The organism is Agrococcus sp. SL85, from assembly GCF_026625845.1.
Lineage (GTDB): Bacteria > Actinomycetota > Actinomycetes > Actinomycetales > Microbacteriaceae > Agrococcus.
The window spans coordinates 1,613,375-1,638,573 of record NZ_CP113066.1 but is presented as its reverse complement, the minus strand read 5'-3'; the positions used below and the strand labels follow the sequence as shown (position 1 = coordinate 1,638,573).

Genomic DNA, 25,199 nt, shown 5'->3' with positions numbered 1-25,199 from the left:
GGCGACGACGAGCACGAGGTCGATCGCGGGCTCGGCGTCCGCGGGGCGCGCGGCGAGGCGCTCGACGAGGTCGGCGGCGGTCGCGGCGCGGATCGCGACCCGGTGGCCGTGCCGCGCGGCCTCGCGCACCACGGCGTCCTCCCGCTCGAGCGGGGCGGAGACGGCGAGCCCGATCACGGCGACGCCACCGGCTGCGCGAGCGGCACGACGCTCACCGCGTGCTCGTTCGAGAGCGCCTCGAGCAGCGCGCCCGTCGCGTCGCGGGGGACGAGCAGCTCGAGCCGCACGCCGGCCGCGGCGATGATCCCCTCGTCCTCGACGACGCCCACGACGATCGCGTCGTCGACGAGCACCGCCGGCGCCGCGAAGCCCTCGGCGGTGGGCGCCGCGGTCCAGACGTCGACGTGCGCGCCTGCCCGCACCGCCGTCGGCAGGCCCTCGCCCACGTCGATGACCACGGCGGCGCGCTCGGCGGCCGACGACTCGCCCACCGCTCGCGTCGGGAGGACCTCCCCCTCCCCCACGGTCGAGGCCACGACCATGCCGACGGGGTCGGTGCCCGCGGGCAGGTAGAGCGAGGACGACTGCGGGAGCCGCACGTCGACCGGGGCGACGTCGCCCGCCGCGATCGTGTCGCCGGGCAGCAGCGTGCGCGTCGCGGACCAGGCCTGCTCGGATCGCGCGGACTGGTCGACGACGAGCCACACGCCCCCGAGGGAGGCGAGCACGAGCACGACGCCGATGACGAGCCTCGGGTCCATCCAGGTGCGTCGGGTCGCCATCGCTCCTCCTCGTCTCGGCGGGCCCGGAGCGGCGCCGCGGCGGCTCCGGATCGGCACCACCGTGCCCGAGCGCGCCCGGCACGGGCGGAAGTTCTCCACAGCGCCGGTCCCGGGCCCGTCGGCTCTCCACAGGCCGGCGCCCCGATCTGCCGCGCGGCCCACAATGGTTCGCATGCCCCTCGAGCCCCGCCGCTTCCTGGCCGTGGCAGACGTCGCCGAGGCCCTCGGCTCGACGCCCGCCGCCGTCCGGGCGCTCCTGGACGACGGGGAGCTCCGCGGGGTGCGCGTCGCCGGCGCCTGGCGCGTCGACGCCGACGAGCTGCAGGCGTGGATCGATCGCGAGCTCGAGGTCGAGCGCCGCCGGGCGCTGTGGCGGCAGGCGCAGACGGCGAGCATCGCCGACCTCTTCGGCGACCGCTGACCGCGCCTCCCCGAGCCGCTGGACCGCGCCTCCGACAAGAGCGCTGCGCGCCGGCGGCGGGGTGCGCTACGGGAGGCGGACCCAGTCGAAGGCCGCGAAGGGCACCACGCGCCACGAGCGCACCGTGCCGTGGCGCGGGCTCGAGCCCGGCTCGTGCAGCGCGAGGTCGAGGTGGTCGCGGCCGACGCGGTCGATCGTGCCCGAGAGCGGGTGGCCGCCCTCGAGGATGACCGGCGCGCGGCGCCGCGCGAGGTCGCGCAGCGCGAACGCGAAGGAGAGCCGCTGCGCGAGGTCTGCCCGTGGGGGCTGCGGGCGCACCGAGCCGCGGATCGCGTCGCCGTCGAGCTCGATCCCCGCGATCGCGTGCAGCGGCACGATCGCCCCCGTGCCCGCGGGAGCGCCCTCGAGCACCTCACCGTTCAACCAGTCGCGGCCGAGCGCCATGCGGCGCAGGCGCAGCCTGCCCCCTGCTCGCAGCGCGAGGTCGAGCGCGCGCGGCGCCGCGGCGATGCGGTCGCGGAGCTCGAGCCTGCCGACCCGGAACCGCTCCTCCTCGGCCTCCAGGTCGCGGCGCTCGGCGCCCTGCTCCGCCTCGAGCTGGCTCTCGAGGTCGTCGAACAGGTCGTCGAAGCGCACGCGGGCGAATCTAACGGCGCGCCGGGGCGCACCCGTCCGCGCTCTCCACAGATGGGGAGTTCTGCCCATGCCCCGATCCCTCAGGGTTGGCTATGTTTTCGCGCAACGGCGCCACAACGGGCCGGCCGACCGGGAACGGCCGGGGCGAGGCTCGAGGGGGACACGATGCGCACGATGCGACGGCGGATGACCGCGGCGGACGCCGAGGAGTACTTCGACTTCCAGCCCTGCTCGTCGGCGGGCCTCCCCGATCCCGCGCCGCTGCTCGAGAACCTCGCGACGAGCGTCGTCGAGATCCTGCTCGGCGTCCGCGACGTGCAGCAGATCGCCCGCTGGGTCACCGAGCCCACCTACGACTGCCTCGTGCGCCGCGCGCTCGCGGCGAGGCAGGCACGGGCCCGTCGCGCGAGCCGCGAGGTGCCGGGCTTCGCGATCAGCCGCGTGCGCGCCTGCCACTGCGCCGACGGCGTCGTCGAGGGCGCGGTCGTCGTCCGCTCGGCGGGCCGGACCCGCGCCGTCGCGATCCGCCTCGAGGGCCTCGACGGGCGCTGGCGCGCGACCTCCGTGGGCGTGCTCTGACGCTCCGCGGCCCCGCTCGAGGCCCGCGGAGCGCGCCGCCGCGCGACCTCAGGCGTCGGCGCGGCGCTCCTGCTCCGGGCCCCCGGGCCGGGAGCCCTCGTCCGTCGCGTCGGGCACCGCGGTCGGCTCGGAGGCCGCGAGCTCACCTGCGACCGCCTCGGGCTGCCCTGCCGCGGCGGCGCGCTCGGCCGCCTCGCGCTCGGCGACTTCGAGCGCGATGCGCTCCTTGATCTCCGCGCGGTCGTTGATGCGGCGCACGCGCCGGTTGAAGTCCCACATGAGGAGCATCACGACGACCGCGACGGCGACGGTCGCGAGGAAGCCGATGACGCCGGGCGTCACCATGTCGGGGTCGAAGGGCAGCGGGCTGCTGCCGGCGAGCTGCGCGGAGCCGAGCATCAGGCCTCCTCGACGCCTTCGAACAGGTCGTCCTCCGTGCCGCCGCCCTGGCCCGCGCCGCGGACGAGCTCGTAGTCGTCGGTCGGCCAGGCGCCGCGCAGCAGCTCGTGCGGCCAGAAGAAGAAGGGCGAGTCGGGCTCGACCTGGCTCGCGTGCGCGCGGAGGGCCGCGTCGCGCGCCTCGAGGTGCGCCGCGATGTCGACGCGCGCCGTGATGGTCGCGCCGCGGTCGCCGATCCGCTCGGACCAGCCGCGCATGTCGGGCAGGCGCGCGTCGTCCGGATCGCTCGCCTCGAGGGCGGCGATGAGGGCGCGGAGGCGCTGGCCGCTCATGGAGCGGTCGACGTAGACCTTCTCGACCCGCCACGGCTCGCCGAGCTCCGGCAGCCCGGAGGCTGCGTGCTCGACGGCCCACATCGTGACCTCGTGGCAGCGGATGTGGTCGGGGTGCGGGTAGCCGCCCGTCTCGTCGTAGGTGGTCACGACCTGCGGGCGCAGCCGACGGATGAGGCGCACGAGCGCGCGCCCCGACACCTCGACGGGTATCGTCGCGAACGAGAGCGGCCGCAGGGGGTCGCCGGGGTCCGGCAGCCCGGAGTCGACGTAGCCCAGCCAGACGTGGTCGATGCCGAGCGCGGCCTGCGCGGCCGCCATCTCGACGCGGCGGAGCCCCGCCATGTCGCGCGACGCGCGGTGCCGCAGCGCGAAGCCCTGCGTGAGGACGTCGCCGCTCTCGCCGCCCGTGCACGAGACGACCGTCACCTGCGCGCCCTCCGCGGCGTAGCGCGCGAGGGTGCCCGCTCCCTTGCTCGACTCGTCGTCGGGGTGGGCGTGGACCGCGAGCAGACGTCGCACCTGGGCTCCTCCCGCCCCCGGCGGGCCGCGCCGGGCGGTGCGGCGACTAGGCTGGAGGCACCCCATCCTCCCACGAGCCACCCCGCACGAGAGCCGCAGATGACCGACCTCGACGCCCGCTACGGACGAGCGCGCGCCGCGTCGCCGCGCCGCCTGCGCCGCTGGTGGATCGCCGGGATCGTCGCGCTGACGCTCGTCGTCGCGGCGCTCTGGTGGATCGGCGCAGACCCCGCGAGCCCGCAGGTGCAGGCCCAGGACACCGGCCACACCGTCGTCGACGCGAGCACCGTCGAGGTGCGCTTCGAGGTGACCGCGGAGCCCGGCACCGAGGTCGTGTGCGCCGTCGAGGCCCTCGACCTCTCCTTCGGCATCGTCGGTTGGCGTGAGGTGGTGCTCGAGGCCTCCGACCGGCGCACCACGGGGCATGCCGTGACGCTCCGGACCGCGGCTCCCGCCGCGAGTGGAGCCGTCTCCCAGTGTTGGATCCCGTAGGATCGTGGCCGGACCGGCCCACTCGGGGCCGGTTCTGTGCATACCGGGAGACGACATGAACGGCACCACGGAGACCTGGCTCACCCAGGAGGCGCACGACCGCCTGCAGGGCGAGCTGGAGCACCTGCAGGGGCCCGTGCGCGCGGAGATCGCGAAGCGCATCGAGGAGGCCCGCGACGAGGGCGACCTCAAGGAGAACGGCGGCTACCACGCCGCCAAGGACGACCAGGCGCAGATCGAGGCGCGCATCGCCCAGATCACGCAGCTGCTGCGCACCGCCAAGGTCGGCGAGGCGCCGCAGGCCTCGGGCGTCGTCGAGCCCGGCACCGTCGTGAAGGCGACGATCGCCGGCGACCCCACCACGTTCCTCGTGGGCAACCGCGAGATCCAGGAGACGGGCGACCTCGACGTCTACAGCGAGGCGAGCCCGCTGGGCAGCGCGATCATGGGCCTGAAGATCGGCGCGAAGACCTCCTACGAGGCCCCCTCGGGCGCGACGATCGAGGTCGAGATCCTCGACGTGCAGACCTACCGCCCGTAGGCCTCTCGGCGCAGCGCGCCGGACACCGCAGAGGGCCCCGCGCACGTGCGCGGGGCCCTCTGCGGTGTCCGGCCGGCGCCTCCCGCGGCTCGCGCACCCCGACCCTCGCCGCCTGGCCCCTCGCCGCTCCCCCTCTAGCTCCTCGCCGGCGCGCCCCTAGCCGCCTCGCCCCTCGCCCCTCGCTTTCTCGGCCTCGCTGCCCGGCCCTGGGGCCACCTCCGACATCGAGTGGCGTCGTTCGCCATCGAGTGGCGCCGATCGGTCGACACTGGCGTCGAAATCCAGCCATTCGTCGCCACTCAGCGTCAGGAGTCGCCACTCAGCGCCAAGAGTCGCCACTCAGCGCCAAGAGTCGCCACTCAGAGGCAGGAGTCGCCACTCAGCGTCGGGAGTCGCCGCTCAGGGGCAGGGGTCGCGGGGCAGGGCGCAGGGGCGGAGCCACGGCGACGGCGGAGCCGAGCGAGGGCGGAGCGGGGCCCCGTCAGAGGACGACGGGCTCGTAGCCGGCGCGCCGCAGCGCCTCGAGGACGCGCTCCGCGTGCTCCGGCCCGCGAGTGGTGACCGAGATGTCGAGCGAGACGTCGGTGATCGACGTCCACGCGTCGTGCTGCGTGTGCAGCACCTCGACGACGTTCGCCTGCTCGTCGGAGACGATCTGCGAGATGATCGCGAGCTGGCCCGGGCGGTCGGGCAGCGCGAGGCGCACCTTGAGGTAGCGCTGCGAGGCCGCGAGGCCGCGGCCGATGACCCGCTCCATGAAGAGCGGGTCGATGTTGCCGCCGGAGACCACGGCCACCGTGGGCCCGTCGGCGGGCACGAGCCCGCGCATGATCGCCGCGGTCGTCACCGCGCCGGCCGGCTCCACCACGAGCTTCGCGCGCTCGAGCAGCACGATGAGAGCGCGCGCGATGTCGTCGTCGGAGACCGTGACGATCTCGTCGACCGCGTCGCGGATGATCTCGAACGGCAGGGCGCCGGGCCGCGCCACCGCGATCCCGTCGGCGATCGTCGGCTGCGTGCGGATCGTCGTGGGCTCCCCCGCGCCGATCGACGGCGGGTAGGAGGCCGCGCGCTCGGCCTGCACGCCCACGATGCGCACCGTGCGGCCCAGCTCGGCGGCCCGCTGCCGCACGGCCGCCGCGACACCGGCCGCGAGCCCGCCGCCGCCGATGGGCACGACGATCGTCGCGACCTCCGGCACCTGCTCCAGGATCTCGAGGCCGAGCGTGCCCTGCCCCTCGACGATGTCGGGGTGGTCGTAGGGGGGCACGAACGTCGCGCCCGTGCGCTCCACGTGCTCGACGGCCGCCGCGAGGGCCGTCTGGAAGTCCTGCCCGCGCAGCTCGACCTCCGCGCCGTAGTCGCGCGTCGCCTGCAGCTTCGGCAGGGCGACGCCGAGCGGCATGAAGATCGTGGCGCGCATCCCGAGCTCGGTCGCGGCGAACGCGACGCCCTGGGCGTGGTTGCCGGCCGAGGCCGCGACGACGCCGCGGGCGGCCTCCTCGGGGCGCAGCTTCGCGAGCATGTTGTAGGCGCCGCGGATCTTGTAGGCGCCGGTGCGCTGCAGGTTCTCGCACTTCAGGAACACCTCGGCGCCGAGCATCCCGCTCAGGTAGCGCGAGCGCTCCATCGGGGTCTCCTGCGCGATGCCGCGCAGGCGCTCTCGCGCGGCCTCGATGCCGGCCAGGTCGGGCATGCTCATCGGACGACGTCCTCGATCGACGGGTTGGGGTTCGCGCGCCACGAGCCGGAGGCGACGGTCTTCACGAACACGTTGACGAACGCCACGACGGGCACGGCGAACAGCGCGCCCGCGATGCCGGCGATCGTGGATCCCGCGGCGACCGCGACGACCACCGCGAGCGGGTGCACCTTGACGGCGGTGCCCATGACGAGCGGCTGCAGGATGTGGCCCTCGACCTGCTGCACGAGCAGCACGATGCCGAGCATGATCACCGCGGGGATCGGGCCGAGCGCGATGAGCGCGACGAGCACGGCGACCGCGCCCGTGGTGACGGCACCGATGATCGGGATGAAGGATCCGAGGAAGACGAGGATCGCGATCGGCAGGACGAGCGGCATGCCGCCGTAGAAGAGGCCGAGGATGAACGCGCCGAGGCCGATGCCGACGGCGTCGATGCCCGCGACGAGCACCTGCACGCGCACGAAGTTGCCGAGCGTCACCCAGCCGGCCCTCGCGGCGCCGTCGGTCGCGGGACGCGCGCCCTTCGGCAGCACGCCGAGGAGCCAGCGCCAGATGTTGCGGCCGTCGCCGAGCGTGAAGATGAGCGCGAAGATCGTCAGCAGCATCCCCGCGAGGAAGTGGCCGACGGAGGCGCCGACGGTGAGCGCGCTCGAGAGGATCGACGAGATGTCGTCGCGGATCGTGCCGAGGATGTTCGTGCCGAAGTCGCTGACGTCCTGCTCGGAGATGCCGAACGGGAGCGAGAGGATCCACGACTGCGCGTCCTCCCAGAAGCGCACGGCGCGCTCCTGCAGGGCGGGGTACTCGGCGCGCATCTGCGAGACCACGAGCCAGCCCAGGCCCGAGACGAGCACGAGCAGGCCGACGATCGCGAGCGCGACGGCGAGCCCGCGCGGCCAGCGGCGCCGCACGAGCCAGTCGACGAGCGGCAGGAGGAGGGCCGTGAGCAGCGCGGCGACGAGCAGCGGGATCACGATGAGCGAGAACTGCATCACGAGCCAGATCACCACGGCCGCCGCGCCTGCGATGACGAGCACCCGCCACGACCAGGCGCCCGCGATGCGCATGCCGCGGGGCACCGCGACGTCGCCGGGGCCCTCGGGCCCGGCGGACGGATGCGGCTGGGGCGACCTGCCGAGACCGAACAGCATTGCACGATCCTACGGGGGCGCCTCGGGACTCCGGCCGCATGCGTCGGAGGCGCTCACTAGGCTCCCGAGGGTGCAGGCACCTCGGAGGGTCACGGCCGCGCAGGCGCGGCGCACGGCGATCGCGGCGGGAGGGCTCGACGGCGCCGTGCCCGGCGAGCGCGGCCGCACGGGCACCGGCACGCTGGCGCGCACGATCGGGCGCCTGGGGCTCCTGCAGCTCGACTCGGTCAACGTCTTCGAGCGCAGCCACTACCTGCCGCTGCTCGCGCGCCTGGGCCCCTACGACCGCGGCGCCCTCGATCGGCTGCTGCACCACGACCGAGGGCGGGGGCTCGGCAGGTACACCGAGTACGTGGCGCACGAGGCGGCCGCGATCGCCGTGGGCGACTGGCCGCTGTGGCACTGGAAGCGCTCGGCGCCGATGCGGCCGCGCACCGAGGCGTGGGCGACCGAGCACGCGACGCTCGTCGAGGAGGTGCTCGCCGAGTTCGCCGAGCGCGGGCCGCTGCGGCCGAGCGCGCTCGAGCACGAGGCGCACGAGCGGCTGCCGGGCGGCTGGTGGAACAAGTCGGACGCCTACTGGGCGACGACGATCCTCTTCCGCCGCGGCGAGCTCGTCACCACGGGGCGCACCCGCTTCGAGCGCACCTACGCGGTGGCCGACGCGGTGCTGCCGGAGGCCGCCCGCGCCGCGGTGCCGCGCGACGAGGCGCATCGCGAGCTCGTGCTGCGGGCGGCGCGCGCGCACGGCGTCGCCACGCTGGACGACCTCGCCGACCACCATCGGCTCGCGGTCGCCGAGACGAGGGCGGCCGTGGACGAGGCTCGTCGACGCGGGCGAGCTCGAGCCCGTCGCCGTCGAGGGCTGGACGCGGCCCGCCTGGCTCGCCGCGGGCGCGCGCATGCCGCGGCGGGTCCGCGCCACCGCGCTGCTCTCGCCCTTCGATCCGCTCGTGTGGCACCGGCCGCGCGCCGAGCGCCTGTTCGGCTTCGCCTACCGCATCGGCATCTACACGCCGGCGGCCGAGCGCGTGCACGGCTACTACGTGCTGCCCGTGCTCGTCGACGACGCGCTCGTCGGGCGCGTCGACCTCAAGAGCGATCGGAGGGCGGGCGTGCTGCGGGTGCAGGTGGCGACGATCGAGCCGCAGCGCGCCGACCGCGCCGCCGAGCCTCGCCGAGCGCCTCGCGCCCGCGCTGCGCGAGGCCGCGGCGTGGCAGGGCCTCGACGAGGTCGTGGTCGCGGGCGCGGGCACCTGGGCCGTCGACCTCGCGGCGGCGCTCCGCGCCGCCTGAGGCGAGGAGGGCGCGCCGCGGCCTGGCAGACTGCCGCCATGACCGAGCCCGCAGCGCACGCCGACGACCGCCGCCTCCCCGTCGTGGTCGGCCGCGAGCCGCGATGGGCGCTCGTGCGCGAGGGCGCGATCGCCGCGCTCGAGCCGCGCGACGACCGCGCGCCGGCGCCGCGGTGGACGACGGGCCTGCTCGACCTGCACCAGCACGGCGCGGCCGGCCACGGCTACGACGCGGCCGATGCCGAGGGCATCGACGCCGCGCTCGCCGAGCACCGCGCGCACGGCACGACGCGCGGCTTCCTCAGCCTCGTGAGCGCGCCCGTGCCGCAGGCTCGCCGAGCGCCTGCGGTCCCTGCGGCCGCTGGTCGCGGAGCGGCCCGGGGTGCTCGGCGTGCACCTGGAGGGGCCCTTCCTCGCCCCCGCCCGGCGAGGCGCGCACGACCCCGGCGCGCTCGCGCACCCCTCCCCCGCCGCGATCGAGGCGCTGCTGGAGGCGGGCGAGGGCGTCCTGCGCATGGTGACGCTCGCGCCCGAGCTGCCGGGCGCGCTCGACGCGGTCGACCGGCTCGTCGCCGCGGGGGTCGTGGTGGCCGTCGGCCACACCGAGGCCGACCTGGCCGCCGCCGCCGACGCGTTCGACCGCGGCGCGAGCGTGCTCACCCACGCGTGCAACGCGATGCCGGGCCTCGGCCACCGCGAGCCCGGTCCCGTCGGCGCCGCGATCGCACGCGAGCACGTGGTGCTCGAGGCGATCGCCGACGGCGTGCACGTGCATCCGGTCGTGCTGCGCACGCTGTTCGCGGCGGCGCCGGGCCGGGTGGCGCTCGTGAGCGACGCGATGGCCGCGACGGGCCTCGGCGACGGCGCGCACCGCCTCGGCGCGCTCGACGTGGAGGTGCGGGGCGGCGTGCCGCTCGTGGCCGGCACCACGACGCTCGCGGGCTCCACCCTCACCCTCGATCGCGCGATCGAGGTCGTGGTCGGCGCGGGCGTCGCGCTCGACGACGCCGTCGCGGCGGCGACGAGCGTGCCCGCGGGCGTGCTCGGGGTGCCGCTGCCGGCCGTCGCCCCGGGGCTGCCGATCGCCGAGGTCGTGCCAGTCGGCTGAGCCGCGGCCGACCTCGGCGTCAGAACTGGATGCGCGGCGGCTCGGCGACCGCCCCTGACTGATCGACCTCGAAGAAGTCGCGGCGGCCGCCCGCCGCCGAGGCCCACAGCGAGGTCGGGAAGCGTCGCAGCCGCGCGTTCAGCTCGCGCGCGCCCGTGTTGTAGTCGCGGCGGCGCTGCTGGGCCTCGTCCTCGAGGGCGGCGAGGGCCGCGCGCGCCCGGAACGCCTCGGAGCCGGAGGCCTGCGCCGCGGCCGCGGCTGCGATCGGCCGCAGCGCCTGCTGCACCTCGGCCTCCGCCTCGGCCTTGCCGCTCGGGAAGACGGCCTGCTCGAGCGCCGCGAAGGCCGCCTCGGCGCGCGCCCGCTGCGGCTCCGTCGCGGTCGCCAGCAGCGGCTCGGCCGCTGCCCGGCGCTGCTCGAGCGTCGTCGAGAGCGCACGCCACCGCTCGTCGACCGTGGCGCCGAGGCGTCGCATCGTCGCGAGCGCCGCGCCGGTCCACACGGCGCCGATGAGCGCCACCACCACGAGGGCGCCGGCGACGGTCCAGACGATCAGCAGCGGGTCCATGCGTCCAGACTAGGCGTCCGTCCCGGGCGAGCGCCGCGCGCGTGCCGGGTCGCCGTGCGACGCCGTGTGACGCCGCGATTCGCGCGTCGGCCGCAGGGCTGGCACCGTGGTCGCATGGCGTTCTCGTTCCCCAACCCCGTCAACGAGCTCGCGGCGCGCTCGGTCGCCGGCCTCGTCGTCGCCTCCGCGGTCGCCATCCTCGTGACCGGCGCGGGCTGGGCCGCGTGGCTGCTCGCGGCCGGCTTCGCCCTGCGCGTCGCCTGGGGCCCGCGCTTCTCGCCCTTCGGCCTGCTCGCGACGCGCGTCATCGCTCCCAGGCTCGGTCCCGCGCGGCTCGTGCCGGGCCCGCCGAAGCGCTTCGCGCAGGCGATCGGCCTCGTCGTCAGCCTCGCCGCGGCGCTCTCGTGGACGCTCGGCGCGCCCGTCGCCGCGTGGGCGATCCTCGCGGTGCTCGTCGTCGCCGCCTCGCTCGAGGCGTTCATCGGCTTCTGCCTCGGCTGCTGGATCTTCGGCCGGCTCATGCGTGCCGGCATCATCCCCGCGTCGGTGTGCGAGGCGTGCGCCGACGTCACGGGGCGCCTGGCGGCCCGCTCCGCCGAGCTCCGCGCGGAGCGCGAGGCGAGCGCCCGCTAGTCGCCGAGCACGCGGCGCGTCCAGGCCGAGCCGAAGGTGCGGCGCGGGTCGAGCTCGTCGCGCGCCGCGAGGAAGGCCTCGAAGCCGGGGAAGCGCGTCGCGAGCTCCGGCGCGCGCAGCGAGTGCAGCTTGCCCCAGTGCGGCCTGCCGTCGTGCGCGAGCAGGATGGGCTCGACGAGGTCGAAGAGCGGCCGCGGGTCCTCGCGCCACCACCGGTGCACGGCGACGTAGCCGCTCTGCCTGCCGTGCGCGGTCGAGAGGTGCGCGTCGTCGGCGGCCGTCGCGCGCACCTCGATCGGGAAGGTGACGGCGAGGTCGGCGCGACGCAGCGCGCGGTCGATCTCGCGCATCGCCGCCGGCACCGCGTCGAGCGGCAGGCCGTACTCCATCTCGCGGAACCGCACCGTCCGCGGAGCGCTGAAGACCTCGTGGCTGGGCTCCGAGAAGCGGCCGCGGGGCATGAGCTGCGCGGAGAGCGCGTTGATGCCCGGCCGCGTCGCGGGCGCGAGCGCGCCGAGCGCGAGCAGCGCGCGGTGCCCGAGGTCGGTGAGGATGCGCTCGTCGACGAAGCGCCCGACCGCCGAGCGCGGCCGCAGCGGCCGCGACGGGTCGTCGAGCGGCACGCGCGCGTTCGACTTCGTCACGGCGACGCGCGTCGTCGGGAACCAGTAGAGCTCGAAGTGGTCGGTGCGCTCGGCGAGGCCCCGCCAGTCGTCGAGCACCGGATCGAGGTCGACGACCGCCTCGACCGCGTCGAGCCCGAAGGCCGGCACGCAGCGCACGGTGACGTCGACGAGGATGCCGAGGGCGCCGAGGCCCAGGCGCACGGCGGGCAGCAGCTCGGGCCGGGAGCCGGCGTCGACGCGCAGCAGCTCGCCCTCCCCCGTCACGAGGGTCGCGGCGGTCACGGTCGAGCCGATCGAGCCGAAGGCGAGGCCCGTGCCGTGCGTGCCGGTCGAGATCGCGCCCGCGATCGTCTGCGCGTCGATGTCGCCGAGCACCTCCATCGCGAGGCCGCTGGGCGCCAGCAGGGCGGGCACCTCGCGCAGGCGGGTGCCCGCGAGCAGCGTCGCCTCGCCCGTCGCGCCGTCGACGCCCAGGAGGCCCGCGAGGCCGTCGAGCGTCATCTGCGCGTCGTCGGGGCGCGCGGCGGCCGAGAAGGAGTGCCCGGCGCCGACGGCGCGCAGGGAGCCGCCGCGGCCGCGCACCTCGCGCACGACGGCCTGCACGTCGGCCGCCGTCACCGGTGCGTGCAGCGCGCTCGGCTCGGCCCGCTGCGATCTGCTCCAGTTGCGCCACGTCACAGGAGCATCCTGCCCGCTCCGCGGTAGGTGGCGGCTGTGCCGATCACCTCCGTGCCCGACACGACGTGCAGCACGTCGACCCGCTCGCACAGCTCGCCCGCCTTCGCGTGGCGCAGCCACACGCGGTCGCCGAGCGCGAGGTCGTCCGCGGCCTCGCCGCGCACGGGCGTCTGCACCTCGCCCGCGCCCTCCTCCTCGTCGAGCCGCAGGCCCGTCGGCCAGGCGACGATCGGCGAGCGGTCGTCGCCCGCGGGCCCCGAGGCGGCCCAGCCGCCGCCGAGGAGCGTCACGCAGCCGGGACCGGGCCTGCGCACGACGGGGAGGGCGAAGCCGAGCGCCGGCGCAGGGGTGATGCCGCGGTAGCCGTCGAAGAGGTGCGGCCCGTAGAGCCCCGAGCCCGCCGCGACCTCGGTGACCGAGGGGTCGCGGGCCGTGCGCCCGATCGAGCCGGTGCCGCCGCCGTTCACGAGCTCGAGCTCGGCGACCTCCGCGAGCGCCGCCACGACGGCGCCGCGGCGCTCGATCGCGTCGCGCATCGACAGGCGCTGCATCGTGCGGACGGCCGCGGGCGGCGCGGAGCCGCGCCAGCGGGCGTCCTGGACGCCGGCGACCTGCGACTCGTAGCCCATGAGGCCGACGAGGCGGAAGCCCGGGCGCTGCGCGATCGCCCGCCCGAGCGCCACCGCCTGCTCCGGCTCGCGCACGGGCGAGCGGCGCACGCCGTAGCGGATGGGGCCGCGCACGAGCGCGAGGTCGAGCTCGATCGCGACCCGCAGCTCCGGGTGCGCGGGCGCCGCGGCGTCGATGAGGTCGAGCTGCGCGACGTCGTCGACCATGAGCGTGATGCGCGCGCGGCCCCGCTCGTCAGCGGCGAGCGCCGCGAGCGCCGCGCGGTCGGCGGTGGGATAGCCGAGGAGCACGTCGTCGACCGTCTCGGCGAGCCACAGCGCCTCCGGCAGCGTCGCGGCGAGCACACCCCGCCAGCCCTCGCTCGCGAGGACCGCGTGGACGACGTCGCGCGAGCGGATCGACTTCGTCGCGAGCCGCAGCGGCAGGCCGGCCGCGAGCGCGACCATCGTCCGGGCGTTGTGCGCGAGCGCGTCGAGCGAGAGCGCCGCGAGCGGGCCGTCGAGCCCGGCGACCGCGCCGTCGAGGCGACGCCAGTGCCCCTCGCGCGACCAGGGCTGGGCCGACGCGAGGTGCACGCTCAGAGCCTACGCTCGATCCCCGCGACGATGGTGGGGACGGCGACGCGCTCGATCATCCGCAGCGCTGCCTCGGTGTCGCCCGTGCGCAGCCAGGAGTACTGGATGCCGTCGGCGAACTGGATCGTGAGGGTGGCGAGCTCGCGCGCGGGCGTCGCCGACACCACCCCGAGGTGCTGCTCGAGCGCCTCGAGCAGGTCGACGAGCGCCTGCAGGCAGCGCTCCTGCACCTCGGCGTGCACGTGCGCGAGCGAGGACGTGCGCCGGCAGTAGGCCATGATCTCCATCGCGGCGAGCTCGTACTCGGGGTGCTCGAGGAAGCGACCGAACCAGGCGCGCATGAGCCCGGCCGCAGCGTCCTCGACCGAGGCGTCCTGCGGGAGCGCCGCGAAGGGCTCGTCGGTGATGAACGAGCCGACGAAGGCGTAGGCCTCGCCGATCATCTGGTCGCGGGAGTCGAAGACGTAGTGGAAGGTCGCGAGCGGCACCTCGGCCTCGGCGACGATGGCCCGGACGGTCGCGCCGTGCATGCCCTCGCGCGCGATGACGCGCAGGCCCGCCTCGACGATGTCGGCCCGTCGCTCCGTCGCCGCCTTGCGCGCCATGGACCCTCCTCCTGCGCCTCGCGGCGCCCAGCCGCCCCCACCAGATCGCGGGAGCACGTGCGACCGTACCGGGACGCGCGCAGGGCGAGCGCGCCCGCGGCGCAGGGCGCGGTCAGGGTCGTCCGAGGCCTCGATCAGCGCCCGCCGGTCCCGCCGCCGCCGCGGCGCCCGGTCCGCCGATCGCGCCCACGAGCACCGGGACCGCGACGTCGAGCATGCGGCGGGACGCCTCGGCATCCCGCGTGCGCAGCCACGAGTAGCCGATGCCGTCCGCGAGGTGCACGGCGAGCGTCGCGACCTCGCGCGCGGGCGTCGCGGGCGCGATGCCCATGCGCTCGGCGAGCGCCTCGATGAGCGCCGCGGCAGCGCCGAGCAGGCGCGCCTGCACCTCCTGGTGCACGTGCGCGAGCGCCGGCGTGCGGCAGCAGTAGGCCATCGTCTCGACCGAGGCGAGCACCCACTCCGGATGCTCGAGCAGGTTCGCGAACCACGCGTCGAGCAGCGCGCGCACCGCCTGGTCGAGCGTCGCGCCGGCGGGCAGCGCCTCGAGCGGCGCGGGGTCGATGAAGCGCACGATGTGGCCGTAGGCCTCGCCGATCATCTCGTCGCGCGAGTCGAAGACGTAGTGGAAGGTCGCGAGCGGCATGTCCGCCTCGGCCGCGATCGCCCGGACGGTCGCGTTGTGGATGCCGTCGCGCGCGATCACGCGGAGGGCGGCCTCGACGATCTCGACGCGCCGCTCCGCGGCAGGCTTCCTCGGCATGGCGCCCCTTCGTGCTCCGCCATCGGAGCTCCGGACGGCTCGCGCCGTCGCTGCATGCGGGCCGGCCGGCCGTCGGCTCGCGACGGCCGGCTCGCCCGCTCGGTCGGCGCCGGGGCGCCGACCGCGTGGTGGCCCGGAGGGCCTGCCGTCAGGCGTCCACCTTGGGACGCGAGGCGAAGGTCTCGAAGGCGCGGCGCGGCACCTCGCGCTCCGAGAGCTCGACGATGTCGCGGCCGAGCCAGAAGTTGTTCCACCAGCCGCCGAAGACGCGGAGCTTGCGCTCCCACATCGGCATCGCGAGGCCGTGGTAGCCGCGGTGCGCGAGCCACGCGAGCGGGCCCTTGATGGCGATCTTCCCGCTCTGGAAGACGCCGTTGCCGATGCCGAGGCCCGCGACCGCGCCGAGGTTGTCGTGCACGTACTCGCGCGGCGCCTCGCCGCGGAGGCTCGCGACGATGTTCTTCGAGAGCAGCTTGGCCTGGCGCACGGCGTGCTGCGCGTTCGGCACGCAGAAGCCGCCGGGGCCCGGGGTCTTCGACTTGTCGGGCACGGCCGAGACGTCGCCGGCCGTCCAGGCGTCGGGGACGACCTCGCCGTCGCGGGCGACCTGGAGGGTCGCGAGCGCCGTGATGCGGCCGCGCTCGTCGAGCGGCAGGTCGGTCTGGCGCACGACCGGGTTCGCCATGACGCCCGCCGTCCAGATAATGAGGTCGGAGGCGAAGCGATCGCCCGTGGAGAGCTCGCACACGCCGTCGACGGCGCTCTGCAGCTGCGTCTCGAGGTGCACGTCGACCCCGCGGCCGCGCAGGTCCTCGACGACCCACTCCGCCGTCTTGGCGCTGACCTCGGGCATGATGCGCGGCATCGCCTCGACGAGGTGGAAGCGCACGTCCTCGAACGCGATCTCGCGGAAGCGCGAGAGCAGGTGCGTGGCGAGGTCGCGGAGCTCGGCGATCGTCTCGATGCCGGCGAAGCCGCCGCCGACGACCACGACCGTCAGGAGGCGGTCGCGCTCGGGGCCCGCGGGCAGCGTGGCGGCCTTGGCGAAGTTGCCGAGCAGGCGGTCGCGGACGGCGACGGCCTCCTCGATCGTCTTCATGCCGATCGCCTCGTCGGCGACGCCGCCGATGGGGAAGGTGCGCGAGACCGAGCCCGCCGTCATGACGACGACGTCGTAGTCCTCGGTCCAGGCCTCGCCGATCTCGGGCTGGATGGTGGCGCGCTTCGCGGCGTGGTCGACGAAGGTGACCTTCGCCTCGACGACGCGGGTGCGCGCGAGGTGGCGGCGCAGCGAGACGACTGCGTGGCGGGGCTCGATCGAGCCGGCCGCGACCTCGGGGAGGAACGGCAGGTACGTCATGTACGGCAGCGGGTCGACGATGGTGATCTCGGCCTCGGCCGCGCCGAGCTGGCGCTCGAGGCCACGGGCCGTGTACAGGCCGGCGTAGCCGCCGCCGACGATCAGGATCTTGGTCACAGCGACTTCTTCCCGTTCTCTGATAGGTGCGCGGCCAGTCTACGCCTGCGCGGGATGCCCGCCGCGCGCGCCCGGCTCGCAGGCGCAGGTCGCGGGGCTCCAGCCGCCGAGCTCGAGCACGGCGTCGCCCATGGGGTTGGTGCCGGCCCCCGCGGCGAGCGCGTGGGCGAGCACCGCGTGCAGGCACTTCACGCGCGTCGGCATGCCGCCCGCGCTCACGCCCGCGATCTCCTCGACCTCGCCGTGCGCGGCGCGGTCGGCGAGGTAGGCCTCGTGCGCGGCGGCGTAGGCGGCCGCGATCTCGGGCTCGGCGAGGCGCTCCTGGAGCGCGGCCATCGTGCCGTCGGCCTCGAGGCGGGAGGCCGCGACCGCGGCCGCGGGGTGCGTGAGGTAGTAGAACGTGGGGAAGGGCGTGCCGTCGGGCAGCCGCGGGCTCGTCACCACGACCGTGGGTGCGCCGCACGCGCAGCGGGCGCCGACGCCGAGCACGCCGCGCATCTCGCGGCCGAGCTGCGCGGCCATGATCTCCAGGTCGCGCGCGGAGGCGGGCTCGATCACGGGTGGTCCTCCCTCGCCTCGCGGCGGAGCGGTCGGGGCGGGCGCCGTGCGGCGCCTGCCGTCATTCCGGGGTGTCGGTCTCGGCGGGCTCGCCGAACGAGGTCGGCCCGGCGCTCGTGAGCCCCGCGACGAGGAACGACGACGCGGCGGCCGAGGCCCAGTCCCGCGTCGGCTGCTCGAGCGTCGCCGAGGGCACGGGCGCCGAGGCGGACTCGAGCGCGGAGCGGTCGTCGAGCAGCACGAAGCTGGTCTCGCCGGGGTAGACGTAGAAGAGGCGGTCGCGCGCCTGCGCCTCGATGTAGGCGGGGTCGTCCCAGCGCGCGACCTCGTCCTGCAGCGCCTCGACGTTCTCCTGCTGCTCGACGACCTGCGCCTCGGCGGCCGCGATGTCGCGCCGCTGCTCGAGCAGGAGCCCGACCGTGGGGGCCAGGACGACGACGCCCGCGACCACGAGCCCGACGACGACGAGCAGCAGCCACGACACGCGCAGCTGGCCGACGGGGTCAGGACGGGAGGAGGGCACCCGCCGAGGATACCGGCGAGCGCCCTCCTCGGGCGGCAGGACCGCCCGTCGACGCGAGATGCGCGGGACTACGCCCCGAAGCGCGGGTAGGCCGCGGCGCCGGCGTAGCGGGCCGCGTCGCCGAGGTCCTCCTCGATGCGCAGCAGCTGGTTGTACTTCGCCACGCGCTCCGAGCGGGCGGGCGCGCCCGTCTTGATCTGGCCGGCGTTCACGGCGACCGCGATGTCGGCGATCGTCGTGTCCTCGGTCTCGCCCGAGCGGTGCGAGAGCACCGAGGCGTAGCCGGCCTGCGTCGCGATCCGGATGGCGTCGAAGGTCTCCGACAGCGTGCCGATCTGGTTGACCTTCACGAGCAGCGCGTTCGCGGCGCCGCGCTCGATGCCGTCGGCGAGGCGCTCGGGGTTCGTGACGAAGAGGTCGTCGCCCACGAGCTGCACCTGGTCGTCGAGGCGCTCGGTGAGGGCCGTCCAGCCCTCCCAGTCGTCCTCGTCGAGCGGGTCCTCGATCGTGACGAGCGGGAAGCTCGAGACCAGGTCGGCGTAGTAGTCGGCCATCTCGGCGCTCGTGCGGTCCTGGCCCTCGAAGCGGTAGACGCCGCCCTCGTGGAACTCGGAGGCCGCGACGTCGAGGCCGAGCGCGATGTCCTCGCCCGGGCGGAAGCCGGCCTTCTCGATCGCCTGCACGAGCAGGTCGAGCGCCGTGCGGTTGCTCGCGAGGTCGGGCGCGAAGCCGCCCTCGTCGCCGAGGCCGGTCGAGAGGCCCTGCTCCTTGAGGATCGACTTCAGCACGTGGTACGTCTCCGTGCCCCAGCGCAGGCCCTCGCGGAACGACTCGGCGCCGATCGGCAGGATCATGAACTCCTGGATGTCGACGCCCGTGTCGGCGTGCGCGCCGCCGTTGATGACGTTCATCATCGGCACCGGCAGCAGGAAGGCGTTCGGGCCGCCGAGGTAGCGGAACAGCGGCAGGCCGGACGACTCGGCAGCGGCCTTCGCGACCGCGAGCGAGACGCCGAGGATCGCGTTGGCGCCGAGGTTCTTCTTGTTGTCGGAGGCGTCGAGCTCGAGCAGCGTCGCGTCGACGATGCGCTGGTCGTCGGCGGCGATGCCCTCCAGGGCGTCGGCGATGTCCTCGTTCACGGCCTCGACGGCCTTGAGGACGCCCTTGCCGGCGTAGCGGTCGGCGTCGCCGTCGCGGAGCTCGTAGGCCTCGAAGGCGCCGGTGCTCGCACCGGAGGGCACGGCGGCGCGGCCGACGGTGCCGTCGGAGAGCAGGACCTCGACCTCGACGGTCGGGTTGCCGCGCGAGTCGAGGATCTCGCGGGCCTGCAGGGTGTCGATGAGTGCCACGGGGGGTTCCTCTCGAAAGGGAGTGGGGTGGGCTTCCTGGGTGAGTGTGCGGCTGCGCCGCGCCCGCCGACCAGCCTAGCCACCGGGCATGCCGCGGCGGTCGGGCGATGCGGGACCCCGAGGGCGGTGGGCGGCGCGCCTAGGAGATCGGCTTCGGCTCGAGGTCCTCGGCCGAGTCGCCCGGGCGCACGAAGGCCACGTGGGTCGCACCCGCCGCCACGAGCTGGTCGAGCAGGCCCTGCGGGTTCTTGGGACGGCGCTGCATGCGCACGGTGCGGCCCTGCGCGATGAGCGCGCGCTTGATCGCGAGCGCCTCGACGGGCGGCACCTGCTTGTCGACGAGCAGCGCCACGACCTCCCGGCCGTCCTCCTCGGGCAGCTCGACGAGGTCGACGAGGCGCTCGAAGCCGAGCGAGATGCCGACGGCCGGCACCTCCTGGCCGAGGAAGCGGCCGACCATGCCGTCGTAGCGGCCGCCGCCGCCGATCGAGAAGGGGAGGTCGGGGTGCGCGACCTCGAAGATCGCGCCCGTGTAGTAGCCCATGCCGCGCACGAGCGTCGGGTCGAGCACGAGCGGCACGCCGACGTGCGCGGCCATGAGCTCGCGCAGCGGCTCGAGCGTCGCGGCGTCGAAGCCCTCGGGCGCCTCCCCCGCGCCGATCGCGTCGAGCGTGGCGAGGAGCGCCGCGCCGTCGACGCCGCGCTCGGCGAGCTCGGCGACGACGCCCTCGCGGCCGACCTTGTCGAGCTTGTCGACCGTGATGAGCGCGCCCTCGCGCTGCGCGTCGGGCACGCCCGCGTGCTCGAGCGCGGCCAGGAGCACCCGGCGGTCGTTGATGCGGATGTGGGTGCCCGTCAGCCCCAGCCGCTCGAGCGCGTCGCCCGTGGCCGCGAGCAGCTCGAGCTCGGCCGCGATGCCGGGCTCCCCCGCGATGTCGATGTCGCACTGCACGAACTGGCGGAAGCGGCCGCGCTGCGGCCGCTCGGCGCGCCAGACCGGCGCGATCTGGATGGCGCGGAAGACGGGCGGCAGGCTGGAGCGGTGCGTCGACAGGAAGCGCGCGAGCGGCACCGTGAGGTCGAAGCGGAGGCCGAGGTCGGCGAGCTCGAGCGGGCTCCGCGCGGCCTGCAGGTCGTCGCCCGTGAGGCCGCGGCGCATGATCGCGAAGGCGAGCTTCTCGTTGTCGCCGCCGAGGCCCGCGTGGAGCCGCGCGGCGTCCTCGACCACGGGCGTCTCGATCTCCTCGAAGCCGTGGTGCTCGTAGGCCTCCCGGATCACGCGCAGCACGCGCTCGCGGCGGCGCTTGTCGACGGGCAGGAAGTCGCGCATGCCGCGCGGCGGGTGCACCTGGGTTGCCATGCCCCCATCCTCCCGCATGGCGTGCGGCGGATCCGACGCGCCCCGGGTGCAGGATGGCCTGATGCGCCGCTGGCAGTTCGATGACGAGACCCCGCCGGTCGTGGCCCTCCGGGTCGCGATCCTCCTCCTCGGCGTCCTCGCCGAGGCCTGGAACGTCGTCGACGTCGCGCGCAGCGGCGAGCGGTGGAGCGAGCACTTCGCGTACTTCACGGTGCAGTCGAACCTGCTCGTGCTCGTCGTCGTCGCCTGGCTCCTGCTCGTGCCCGCGCACCGCCGACCCGCGTGGAGCGAGCAGGTGCGCGGCGCCGCGACCGCCTACGTCGTGCTCGCGGGCCTCGTCTGGGCGATGCTGCTCGCCGAGCCGGGCCAGGTGCTCTCGTGGACCATCGACTACACGAACGCCTCCCAGCACCGGCTCATCCCCTGGCTCATGGCGATCGACTGGATCCTCGTGCGCGGCCCCGGTCGGTTCCGGCTGGTGCGCTCGCTGTGGTGGATGGCGTACCCGGTCGCCTACCTCGCGGGCGCGTGGCTGCGCGGCGGGCTCGTCGACGGCTGGTTCCCCTACCCCTTCCTCGACCCGGGCGCGCACGGCGGCTGGGCCGGGCTCGTGGGACCGGTGGGCCAGGTGCTGCTCGCGTTCCTCGTGGGCATCGCGCTCGTCGCGGCCGTCGGCGCGCTGCGGCACAGGGTGCTCGGCCCGGTCCTGCCGGCGCGCTCGGGGCAGGGCGATCACGGCAGGGCGATCACGCCGCCTCGAGCCGACGCTCGAGCCCGTCGAGGATGAGCGCCAGCCCCCACTCGAACTCCTCGCCGTAGGCGTAGTCGCGGCCGGCCACGAGCACCTCGGCCATCTCGGCGAGGTGCGGGAAGCGGTCGCGCGGCACGGCCATCTCGGCGACCACGGCCTCCGCCGACTCCCCCGGCTCGAACGGCAGGTGCTGCTCGGTCGTCACGAAGCCGAAGACGTAGGCGTCGAGCACCGAGAACGCGTGCGCCGCGAGCCGCACGGGGAAGCCCGCGCCGCGCAGGCACGCGATGACGGTCTCGTGATGGAGCAGCAGCGCGGGGCCGGGGGTGCGCCGCGACTCGATGAGGCCGAGGCCCCAGGGGTGGGCGCCGAGCACCGCGCGCATCGAGCGGCAGCGCTCGGCGAGCGCCTCCCGCCACGGCAGCGCCGGGTCGGGGTGGCGGATGCCGGAGACCAGGCGGTCGACGAGCGCGTCGAGCAGCGCCTCCTTGCCCGCCACGTGGTGGTACAGCGACATGGCCTCGACGCCGAGCTCGCGCCCGACGGTGCGCATGCTGAGGCCCGCGAGGCCCGCGCGGTCGGCGACGGCGGACGCCGCGGCGACGATGCGCGCCTCGCTCAGCGGCTCGCGGTCGGCCATCTCGCCCTCCCCTTGTCTGCTTACGACTGTAAGGCTACGATGGCCGCATCCGAGGCTTACAGGCGTAAGGAGCAGCAGTGCGCGCAGTCGTCGTCGACCGCTACGGTCCCCCCGAGGTCGCTCGCGTCGTCGAGCTGCCCGACCCCGTCCCCGGCCGCGGGGAGGTGCTCGTGCGCGTCGTCGCGGCGCCCGTCAGCTCCGGTGACGCGCGGATGCGCTCGGGCAGCTTCCCGCCCGGCTTCGCGATCCCGGCGCGCCTCGCGATCGGTCTCCGCGGACCGCGGCGGCGGGTGCTCGGCTTCGCGCTCTCGGGCACGGTCGAGGCGGTCGGGGAGGGCGTGACGGCGTTCGCGGTGGGCGACGAGGTCGCGGGCACCACGGGCGGCACGGGCGCGCACGCCGAGCTCGTGGCGCTGCCCGAGCGACGGCTCGTGCCGAAGCCCGCCGGCGTGCCCCACGAGCACGCCGCGGCCGTGCTGTTCGGGGGCCACACCGCGCTCCACTTCCTCGAGCGCATCGCGGCCGTGCGCCCGGGCCAGCGCGTGCTCGTCATCGGCGCGGCGGGCGCCGTCGGCACGAGCGCCGTGCAGGCTCGCCCGGATCGCGGGCGCGCGCGTCACGGGCGTCGCGAGCGCGCGGAACGCCGAGCTCGTGCGACGGCTGGGGGCGGAGGCCGTGCTCGACCGGGCGGGCGTCGACTACGACGCGCTCGAGGACCGCTTCGACGTGGTGCTCGACGCGGTGGGGGCGCTGCGCACCGCGCAGGGGCGGCGGCTGCTGGCGCCGGGCGGCCTGCTGCTGCTCGTCGCGGGCTCGCTCGGGCAGCTGGTCGCTGCCCGCGGCCAGGTGCGGGCCGGCACCGCGGTCGCGCGGCGCGAGGACGTCGAGCGCCTGCTCGCGCTGCTCGAGCGCGGCGAGCTCGACCCGGTGCTGCAGGATGCCCTGCCGCTCGCGGAGGTCGCACGCGCCCACGCGATCGTCGACTCCGGCCACAAGGTCGGCAGCGTCGTGGTGCTGCCGGGCGCCTGAGGGGGCGGGTGCCCGGCCGGAGCCGGGCACCCGCCGAGGGGCCGGGCGGCCGCTCGGTGCACGGAGCGGCCGCCCGGGGCTCAGGGCTCGGGACTGCGTGCGGCAGGCCCGAGCGGATCAGGGCGGCGCTCGGGACTGCGTGCGGCAGGCCCGAGCGGATCAGGGCGGCGCTCGGGACTGCGTGCGGCAGGCCCGAGCGACTCAGGGCGGCGGCGCTCGGGCCCGCGTCCATCGGGCCCGAGCACGTCAGGCCCGCGGCGCCGCCGGGGCGTCCGCGCGGTCGCGGCGCGAGCGCACCGCGACGAGGAGGCCGTCGAGGAGCACGAAGGCGACGAGCGTCCAGCCGACGAGCGGCAGCAGGAGGCCCACCGCCGCGCCGACGACGGCCACGGCGGCCATCCCCCACCAGGGCGCCCGGGCGAGCGCGCCCGCCTCCGGTGCCGCTCCCGGCCGGTCGCGATACGGGCCGCGCCGCCACCACATGCGCATGCCGAGCACGACGAGCGCGGCGATGCCGAGCGCGATCGCCGCCATGACGAGCTGGTTGGCCAGGCCGAACATCGAGCCCATGTGCAGGTCGATGCCCCAGCGGGCGAGCTTCGCGACGAGGCCGTAGTCCTCGAAGCGCACCTCGTCGACGACGGCGAGCGTCGCGCCGTCGACGGCCACGGCGTCGACCTGCGTGGGGTACCAGCGCTGGATCTCCTGCACCACCCAGGCGCTCGAGGCGTCGGCCGGGGGCCGCACCTCGATCGCGCCCACGTCCACCGAGCGCGTGCGGGCGACCGCGACGACCTCGTCGAAGAGCGCGGGATCCGCGACCTCGGCCGCGGCGGGGGCGCCGTGCCCCGCGTGCGCCCCGCCGCCGTCGGCCTCGCCCTCGAGCGCCGTCGACACCGAGGGCGTCGTCCAGCCGAGGGCGGAGCGGAGGTCGGAGACGTTGGCGCCCGCGAGCTGCGACCACGTGATGCCCGTCGCCGAGAGGAAGAGCGCGCCGAGCGCGAGCCAGATGCCGAGCGAGGCGTGCCACGACAGCAGCCGTCGCACCCCCGTCGCGCCGCGCGCGGGCCGCACGAGCTCGGCCCTGCGCCCTGCGCGCCGGGAGCGCCACTGGACGATCCACAGCGCGACGCCCGCGAGCACCACGACGCCCAGCCAGCTCGCCGCGAGCTCCGAGTAGAGCCTGCCGACGTCGCCGAGGCCGAGGCCCCGGTGGAAGTGGTCGATCGCGGTCCGCAGCGGCAGCGCGCCGCTCGTGCCGTAGACGGTGAGGTCGCCGCGCACCTCGCCGCTGACGGGGTCGACGAAGATCGCCCGCGACTCCGACTCCTGCAGGCCCTCGGCAGCGAAGAGGATGCGCGAGGTCGCGCCCGCCTCGGGCGCGGGCCGCACCGCCGAGAGCGGCGCGGCGCCGCCCACGACGTCCTGCGCGATGCGCACCTGCTCGGCGAGCGGCAGCGGCTCGCCCGTCGCGGGCGCCGTGAGCGCCTCGCGGTAGACCTGCTGCTCGAGCGCCGGCGTGAGCGCGTAGGCGGCGCCGGAGAGCGCGGCGACGAGGATGAAGGGGCCGACGAGCACGCCCGCCATCCAGTGGAGGCGCCGCAGCAGCGGCACGAGCCACGGCCTGCGACGCGGCTCGGGCGGCGAGGGGTCGCCGGCGGTCGGGGCGGCGGCGCCGCCCTCGAGGACCGCGGTCACCGGCCGGCCCGCGAGGCCGCCTGGCGGCGGATGGCGATGGCCGCGAGCGCCGCGGCGATGACGCCGACGACGAGCGCGGCGATCGAGATCGGGTCGACCGAGGCCGGCGTCGCGGCGGGAGCGGCGGCCGCGGCGGCCGCGGCGGCATCGTCCGTCGACGCGTCGTCGCCCGTCGTGCCGCCGTGCTCGGCGTGGTCGCCGTGCCCGGCGGCGGGGTCGCCGCCGACGACGAGCTCCGGCGCGGGCTCCTCGCCGTCGGCGGGACCGGCCCAGTCGTAGCTCGCACCGGAGGCGCAGGTCTGCTCGACGGGGAAGGCGAGCACGGTGCCGTCGGCGACGTCCTCGCCGATCGTGACCTCGAGCGCGATGGTGTCGCGCACGCCGTCCGGCAGCGGCGTCAGCGCGGTGAGGGCGACGCCCCGCTCCGCGCCCTCGGCGAATGCCTCGACGGTCCAGCCGGCGTTGGCGATGGGCGTGAGGGCCGAGACCTCCTCCGGCACGGCGATGCGCAGCCCGGTCGTGGGCGAGCCGTCGCAGCCGTGGCCGACCGCGAAGCCGAGCTCGACGGTCTCGCCCGCGTCGGCGGCGCCGGGCGAGACGTGCACGTGGGCGCTCGCGGCGGCGGGCGCGAGCAGCGCGAGGCCGAGGCCCGCGGCGCCGACGACGGCGAGGCGCGCGGTGCGCGACGCGGCGCGGGCGAGGCGCGTGCGGGAGGTGGAGGTGCGGGAGGTGGAGGTACGGGACATGGGAGCACTCCTGTGCTGGGGGCGCCG

27 protein-coding genes and 2 pseudogenes are annotated in these 25,199 nt (G+C 76.0%); 10 read left to right on the top strand and 19 right to left on the bottom strand.

Annotated features, from left to right (window positions below; genetic code table 11):
* Positions 1 to 173 precede the first annotated feature (173 nt).
* The gene (locus tag OVA14_RS08110) at positions 174 to 782 is read right to left on the bottom strand and encodes a hypothetical protein (protein ID WP_267503417.1); all 609 of its coding nucleotides are present in this window, start codon (positions 780 to 782) and stop codon (positions 174 to 176) included.
* Positions 783 to 954: 172 nt separating this feature from the next.
* Here OVA14_RS08110 and OVA14_RS08105 point away from each other — a divergent pair, with 172 nt between their 5' ends.
* A complete protein-coding gene (locus tag OVA14_RS08105) occupies positions 955 to 1,203 on the top strand; it encodes a helix-turn-helix domain-containing protein (protein WP_267503416.1) in 249 nt (82 codons plus the stop codon).
* 66 nt (positions 1,204 to 1,269) lie between these two features.
* Here OVA14_RS08105 and OVA14_RS08100 read toward each other — a convergent pair whose 3' ends face one another.
* Positions 1,270 to 1,839, bottom strand: coding sequence for a hypothetical protein (locus OVA14_RS08100; RefSeq protein ID WP_267503415.1), 570 nt, complete (start codon positions 1,837 to 1,839; stop codon positions 1,270 to 1,272).
* 186 nt (positions 1,840 to 2,025) lie between these two features.
* Between OVA14_RS08100 and OVA14_RS08095 the strand changes: the two genes are divergently transcribed.
* Positions 2,026 to 2,418 (top strand): Rv3235 family protein, encoded by a 393-nt coding sequence (locus OVA14_RS08095; protein WP_324287994.1) that lies wholly within the window; start codon positions 2,026 to 2,028, stop codon positions 2,416 to 2,418.
* A gap of 48 nt (positions 2,419 to 2,466) precedes the next feature.
* Here the strand turns inward: OVA14_RS08095 and OVA14_RS08090 are convergent, their stop codons facing one another.
* Both OVA14_RS08090 and mca read right to left on the bottom strand, forming a co-directional pair.
* A complete protein-coding gene (locus OVA14_RS08090) occupies positions 2,467 to 2,817 on the bottom strand; it encodes a hypothetical protein (RefSeq protein ID WP_267503413.1) in 351 nt (116 codons plus the stop codon).
* Positions 2,817 to 3,671: a mycothiol conjugate amidase Mca gene (gene mca, locus OVA14_RS08085; RefSeq protein WP_267503412.1), complete on the bottom strand. Its 855-nt coding sequence runs from the start codon at positions 3,669 to 3,671 to the stop codon at positions 2,817 to 2,819. The genes OVA14_RS08090 and mca overlap by 1 nt, the downstream gene beginning before the upstream one ends.
* 99 nt (positions 3,672 to 3,770) lie before the next feature.
* Here mca and OVA14_RS08080 point away from each other — a divergent pair, with 99 nt between their 5' ends.
* Both OVA14_RS08080 and greA read left to right on the top strand, forming a co-directional pair.
* The gene (locus tag OVA14_RS08080; protein WP_267503411.1) at positions 3,771 to 4,163 is read left to right on the top strand and encodes a DUF4307 domain-containing protein; all 393 of its coding nucleotides are present in this window, start codon (positions 3,771 to 3,773) and stop codon (positions 4,161 to 4,163) included.
* Positions 4,164 to 4,218: 55 nt separating this feature from the next.
* On the top strand, positions 4,219 to 4,704 hold the full coding sequence (gene greA, locus OVA14_RS08075; RefSeq protein ID WP_267503410.1) for a transcription elongation factor GreA: 486 nt from the start codon (positions 4,219 to 4,221) through the stop codon (positions 4,702 to 4,704).
* 481 nt (positions 4,705 to 5,185) lie between these two features.
* Here greA and ilvA read toward each other — a convergent pair whose 3' ends face one another.
* Together ilvA and OVA14_RS08065 are read right to left on the bottom strand one after the other, a co-directional pair.
* Positions 5,186 to 6,406 carry a threonine ammonia-lyase gene (ilvA, locus tag OVA14_RS08070; RefSeq protein WP_267503409.1) on the bottom strand — a complete coding sequence of 407 codons (1,221 nt, stop codon included), beginning with the start codon at positions 6,404 to 6,406 and terminating at the stop codon, positions 5,186 to 5,188.
* Positions 6,403 to 7,560 carry an AI-2E family transporter gene (locus tag OVA14_RS08065; protein WP_267503408.1) on the bottom strand — a complete coding sequence of 386 codons (1,158 nt, stop codon included), beginning with the start codon at positions 7,558 to 7,560 and terminating at the stop codon, positions 6,403 to 6,405. The genes ilvA and OVA14_RS08065 overlap by 4 nt, the downstream gene beginning before the upstream one ends.
* Between OVA14_RS08065 and OVA14_RS08060 the strand changes: the two are divergent.
* Together OVA14_RS08060 and OVA14_RS08055 are read left to right on the top strand one after the other, a co-directional pair.
* Positions 7,469 to 8,675, top strand: a pseudogene (locus OVA14_RS08060) (winged helix-turn-helix domain-containing protein); the annotation flags it as partial. The gene OVA14_RS08065 and the pseudogene OVA14_RS08060 overlap by 92 nt on opposite strands.
* Before the next feature lie 562 nt (positions 8,676 to 9,237).
* Positions 9,238 to 9,963 (top strand): amidohydrolase family protein, encoded by a 726-nt coding sequence (locus OVA14_RS08055; protein WP_267503407.1) that lies wholly within the window; start codon positions 9,238 to 9,240, stop codon positions 9,961 to 9,963.
* A 19-nt stretch (positions 9,964 to 9,982) separates the two neighbouring features.
* Here OVA14_RS08055 and OVA14_RS08050 read toward each other — a convergent pair whose 3' ends face one another.
* The gene (locus tag OVA14_RS08050) at positions 9,983 to 10,531 is read right to left on the bottom strand and encodes a LemA family protein (protein ID WP_267503406.1); all 549 of its coding nucleotides are present in this window, start codon (positions 10,529 to 10,531) and stop codon (positions 9,983 to 9,985) included.
* 114 nt (positions 10,532 to 10,645) lie between these two features.
* Here OVA14_RS08050 and OVA14_RS08045 point away from each other — a divergent pair, with 114 nt between their 5' ends.
* Positions 10,646 to 11,164 carry a DUF4395 domain-containing protein gene (locus tag OVA14_RS08045; RefSeq protein WP_267503405.1) on the top strand — a complete coding sequence of 173 codons (519 nt, stop codon included), beginning with the start codon at positions 10,646 to 10,648 and terminating at the stop codon, positions 11,162 to 11,164.
* On the opposite strand, the gene OVA14_RS08040 is transcribed toward OVA14_RS08045, so the two are convergent.
* From OVA14_RS08040 to OVA14_RS08000, 9 genes are all read right to left on the bottom strand, one after another.
* Positions 11,161 to 12,468 (bottom strand): D-arabinono-1,4-lactone oxidase, encoded by a 1,308-nt coding sequence (locus OVA14_RS08040; RefSeq protein ID WP_267503404.1) that lies wholly within the window; start codon positions 12,466 to 12,468, stop codon positions 11,161 to 11,163. The genes OVA14_RS08045 and OVA14_RS08040 overlap by 4 nt on opposite strands.
* Entirely contained in the window at positions 12,465 to 13,673 is a 1,209-nt protein-coding gene (locus tag OVA14_RS08035; protein ID WP_267503403.1) for an alanine racemase, read from the bottom strand. The genes OVA14_RS08040 and OVA14_RS08035 overlap by 4 nt, the downstream gene beginning before the upstream one ends.
* Positions 13,674 to 13,675: 2 nt before the next feature.
* The gene (locus OVA14_RS08030; protein ID WP_267503402.1) at positions 13,676 to 14,278 is read right to left on the bottom strand and encodes a TetR/AcrR family transcriptional regulator; all 603 of its coding nucleotides are present in this window, start codon (positions 14,276 to 14,278) and stop codon (positions 13,676 to 13,678) included.
* Positions 14,279 to 14,390: 112 nt separating this feature from the next.
* Positions 14,391 to 15,041, bottom strand: coding sequence for a TetR/AcrR family transcriptional regulator (locus OVA14_RS08025; protein WP_267503401.1), 651 nt, complete (start codon positions 15,039 to 15,041; stop codon positions 14,391 to 14,393).
* Between the two features lie 148 nt (positions 15,042 to 15,189).
* Positions 15,190 to 16,518 carry an NAD(P)/FAD-dependent oxidoreductase gene (locus OVA14_RS08020; RefSeq protein WP_267503400.1) on the bottom strand — a complete coding sequence of 443 codons (1,329 nt, stop codon included), beginning with the start codon at positions 16,516 to 16,518 and terminating at the stop codon, positions 15,190 to 15,192.
* A gap of 39 nt (positions 16,519 to 16,557) precedes the next feature.
* Entirely contained in the window at positions 16,558 to 17,040 is a 483-nt protein-coding gene (locus OVA14_RS08015) for a DUF501 domain-containing protein (RefSeq protein ID WP_267505533.1), read from the bottom strand.
* Between the two features lie 97 nt (positions 17,041 to 17,137).
* Positions 17,138 to 17,599, bottom strand: coding sequence for an FtsB family cell division protein (locus OVA14_RS08010; RefSeq protein ID WP_267503399.1), 462 nt, complete (start codon positions 17,597 to 17,599; stop codon positions 17,138 to 17,140).
* A gap of 68 nt (positions 17,600 to 17,667) precedes the next feature.
* Positions 17,668 to 18,948, bottom strand: coding sequence for a phosphopyruvate hydratase (gene eno, locus OVA14_RS08005; protein ID WP_267503398.1), 1,281 nt, complete (start codon positions 18,946 to 18,948; stop codon positions 17,668 to 17,670).
* 139 nt (positions 18,949 to 19,087) lie between these two features.
* Positions 19,088 to 20,308 carry a histidine--tRNA ligase gene (locus tag OVA14_RS08000; RefSeq protein ID WP_267503397.1) on the bottom strand — a complete coding sequence of 407 codons (1,221 nt, stop codon included), beginning with the start codon at positions 20,306 to 20,308 and terminating at the stop codon, positions 19,088 to 19,090.
* 61 nt (positions 20,309 to 20,369) lie between these two features.
* Here OVA14_RS08000 and OVA14_RS07995 point away from each other — a divergent pair, with 61 nt between their 5' ends.
* Positions 20,370 to 21,095: a Pr6Pr family membrane protein gene (locus OVA14_RS07995; RefSeq protein ID WP_267503396.1), complete on the top strand. Its 726-nt coding sequence runs from the start codon at positions 20,370 to 20,372 to the stop codon at positions 21,093 to 21,095.
* On the opposite strand, the gene OVA14_RS07990 is transcribed toward OVA14_RS07995, so the two are convergent.
* On the bottom strand, positions 21,055 to 21,699 hold the full coding sequence (locus tag OVA14_RS07990; protein ID WP_267503395.1) for a TetR/AcrR family transcriptional regulator C-terminal domain-containing protein: 645 nt from the start codon (positions 21,697 to 21,699) through the stop codon (positions 21,055 to 21,057). The two genes, OVA14_RS07995 and OVA14_RS07990, sit on opposite strands and share 41 nt — an antisense overlap.
* A 212-nt stretch (positions 21,700 to 21,911) precedes the next feature.
* Between OVA14_RS07990 and OVA14_RS13840 the strand changes: the two are divergent.
* Both OVA14_RS13840 and OVA14_RS07980 read left to right on the top strand, forming a co-directional pair.
* Positions 21,912 to 22,082: pseudogene (locus OVA14_RS13840) on the top strand (alcohol dehydrogenase catalytic domain-containing protein); the annotation flags it as partial.
* A 217-nt stretch (positions 22,083 to 22,299) separates the two neighbouring features.
* Entirely contained in the window at positions 22,300 to 22,728 is a 429-nt protein-coding gene (locus OVA14_RS07980) for a zinc-binding dehydrogenase (protein WP_267505532.1), read from the top strand.
* A 246-nt stretch (positions 22,729 to 22,974) separates the two neighbouring features.
* Here the strand turns inward: OVA14_RS07980 and OVA14_RS07975 are convergent, their stop codons facing one another.
* Entirely contained in the window at positions 22,975 to 24,426 is a 1,452-nt protein-coding gene (locus tag OVA14_RS07975) for a PepSY-associated TM helix domain-containing protein (protein ID WP_267503393.1), read from the bottom strand.
* On the bottom strand, positions 24,423 to 25,172 hold the full coding sequence (locus tag OVA14_RS07970; RefSeq protein WP_267503392.1) for a DUF1775 domain-containing protein: 750 nt from the start codon (positions 25,170 to 25,172) through the stop codon (positions 24,423 to 24,425). The genes OVA14_RS07975 and OVA14_RS07970 overlap by 4 nt, the downstream gene beginning before the upstream one ends.
* Positions 25,173 to 25,199 lie beyond the last annotated feature (27 nt).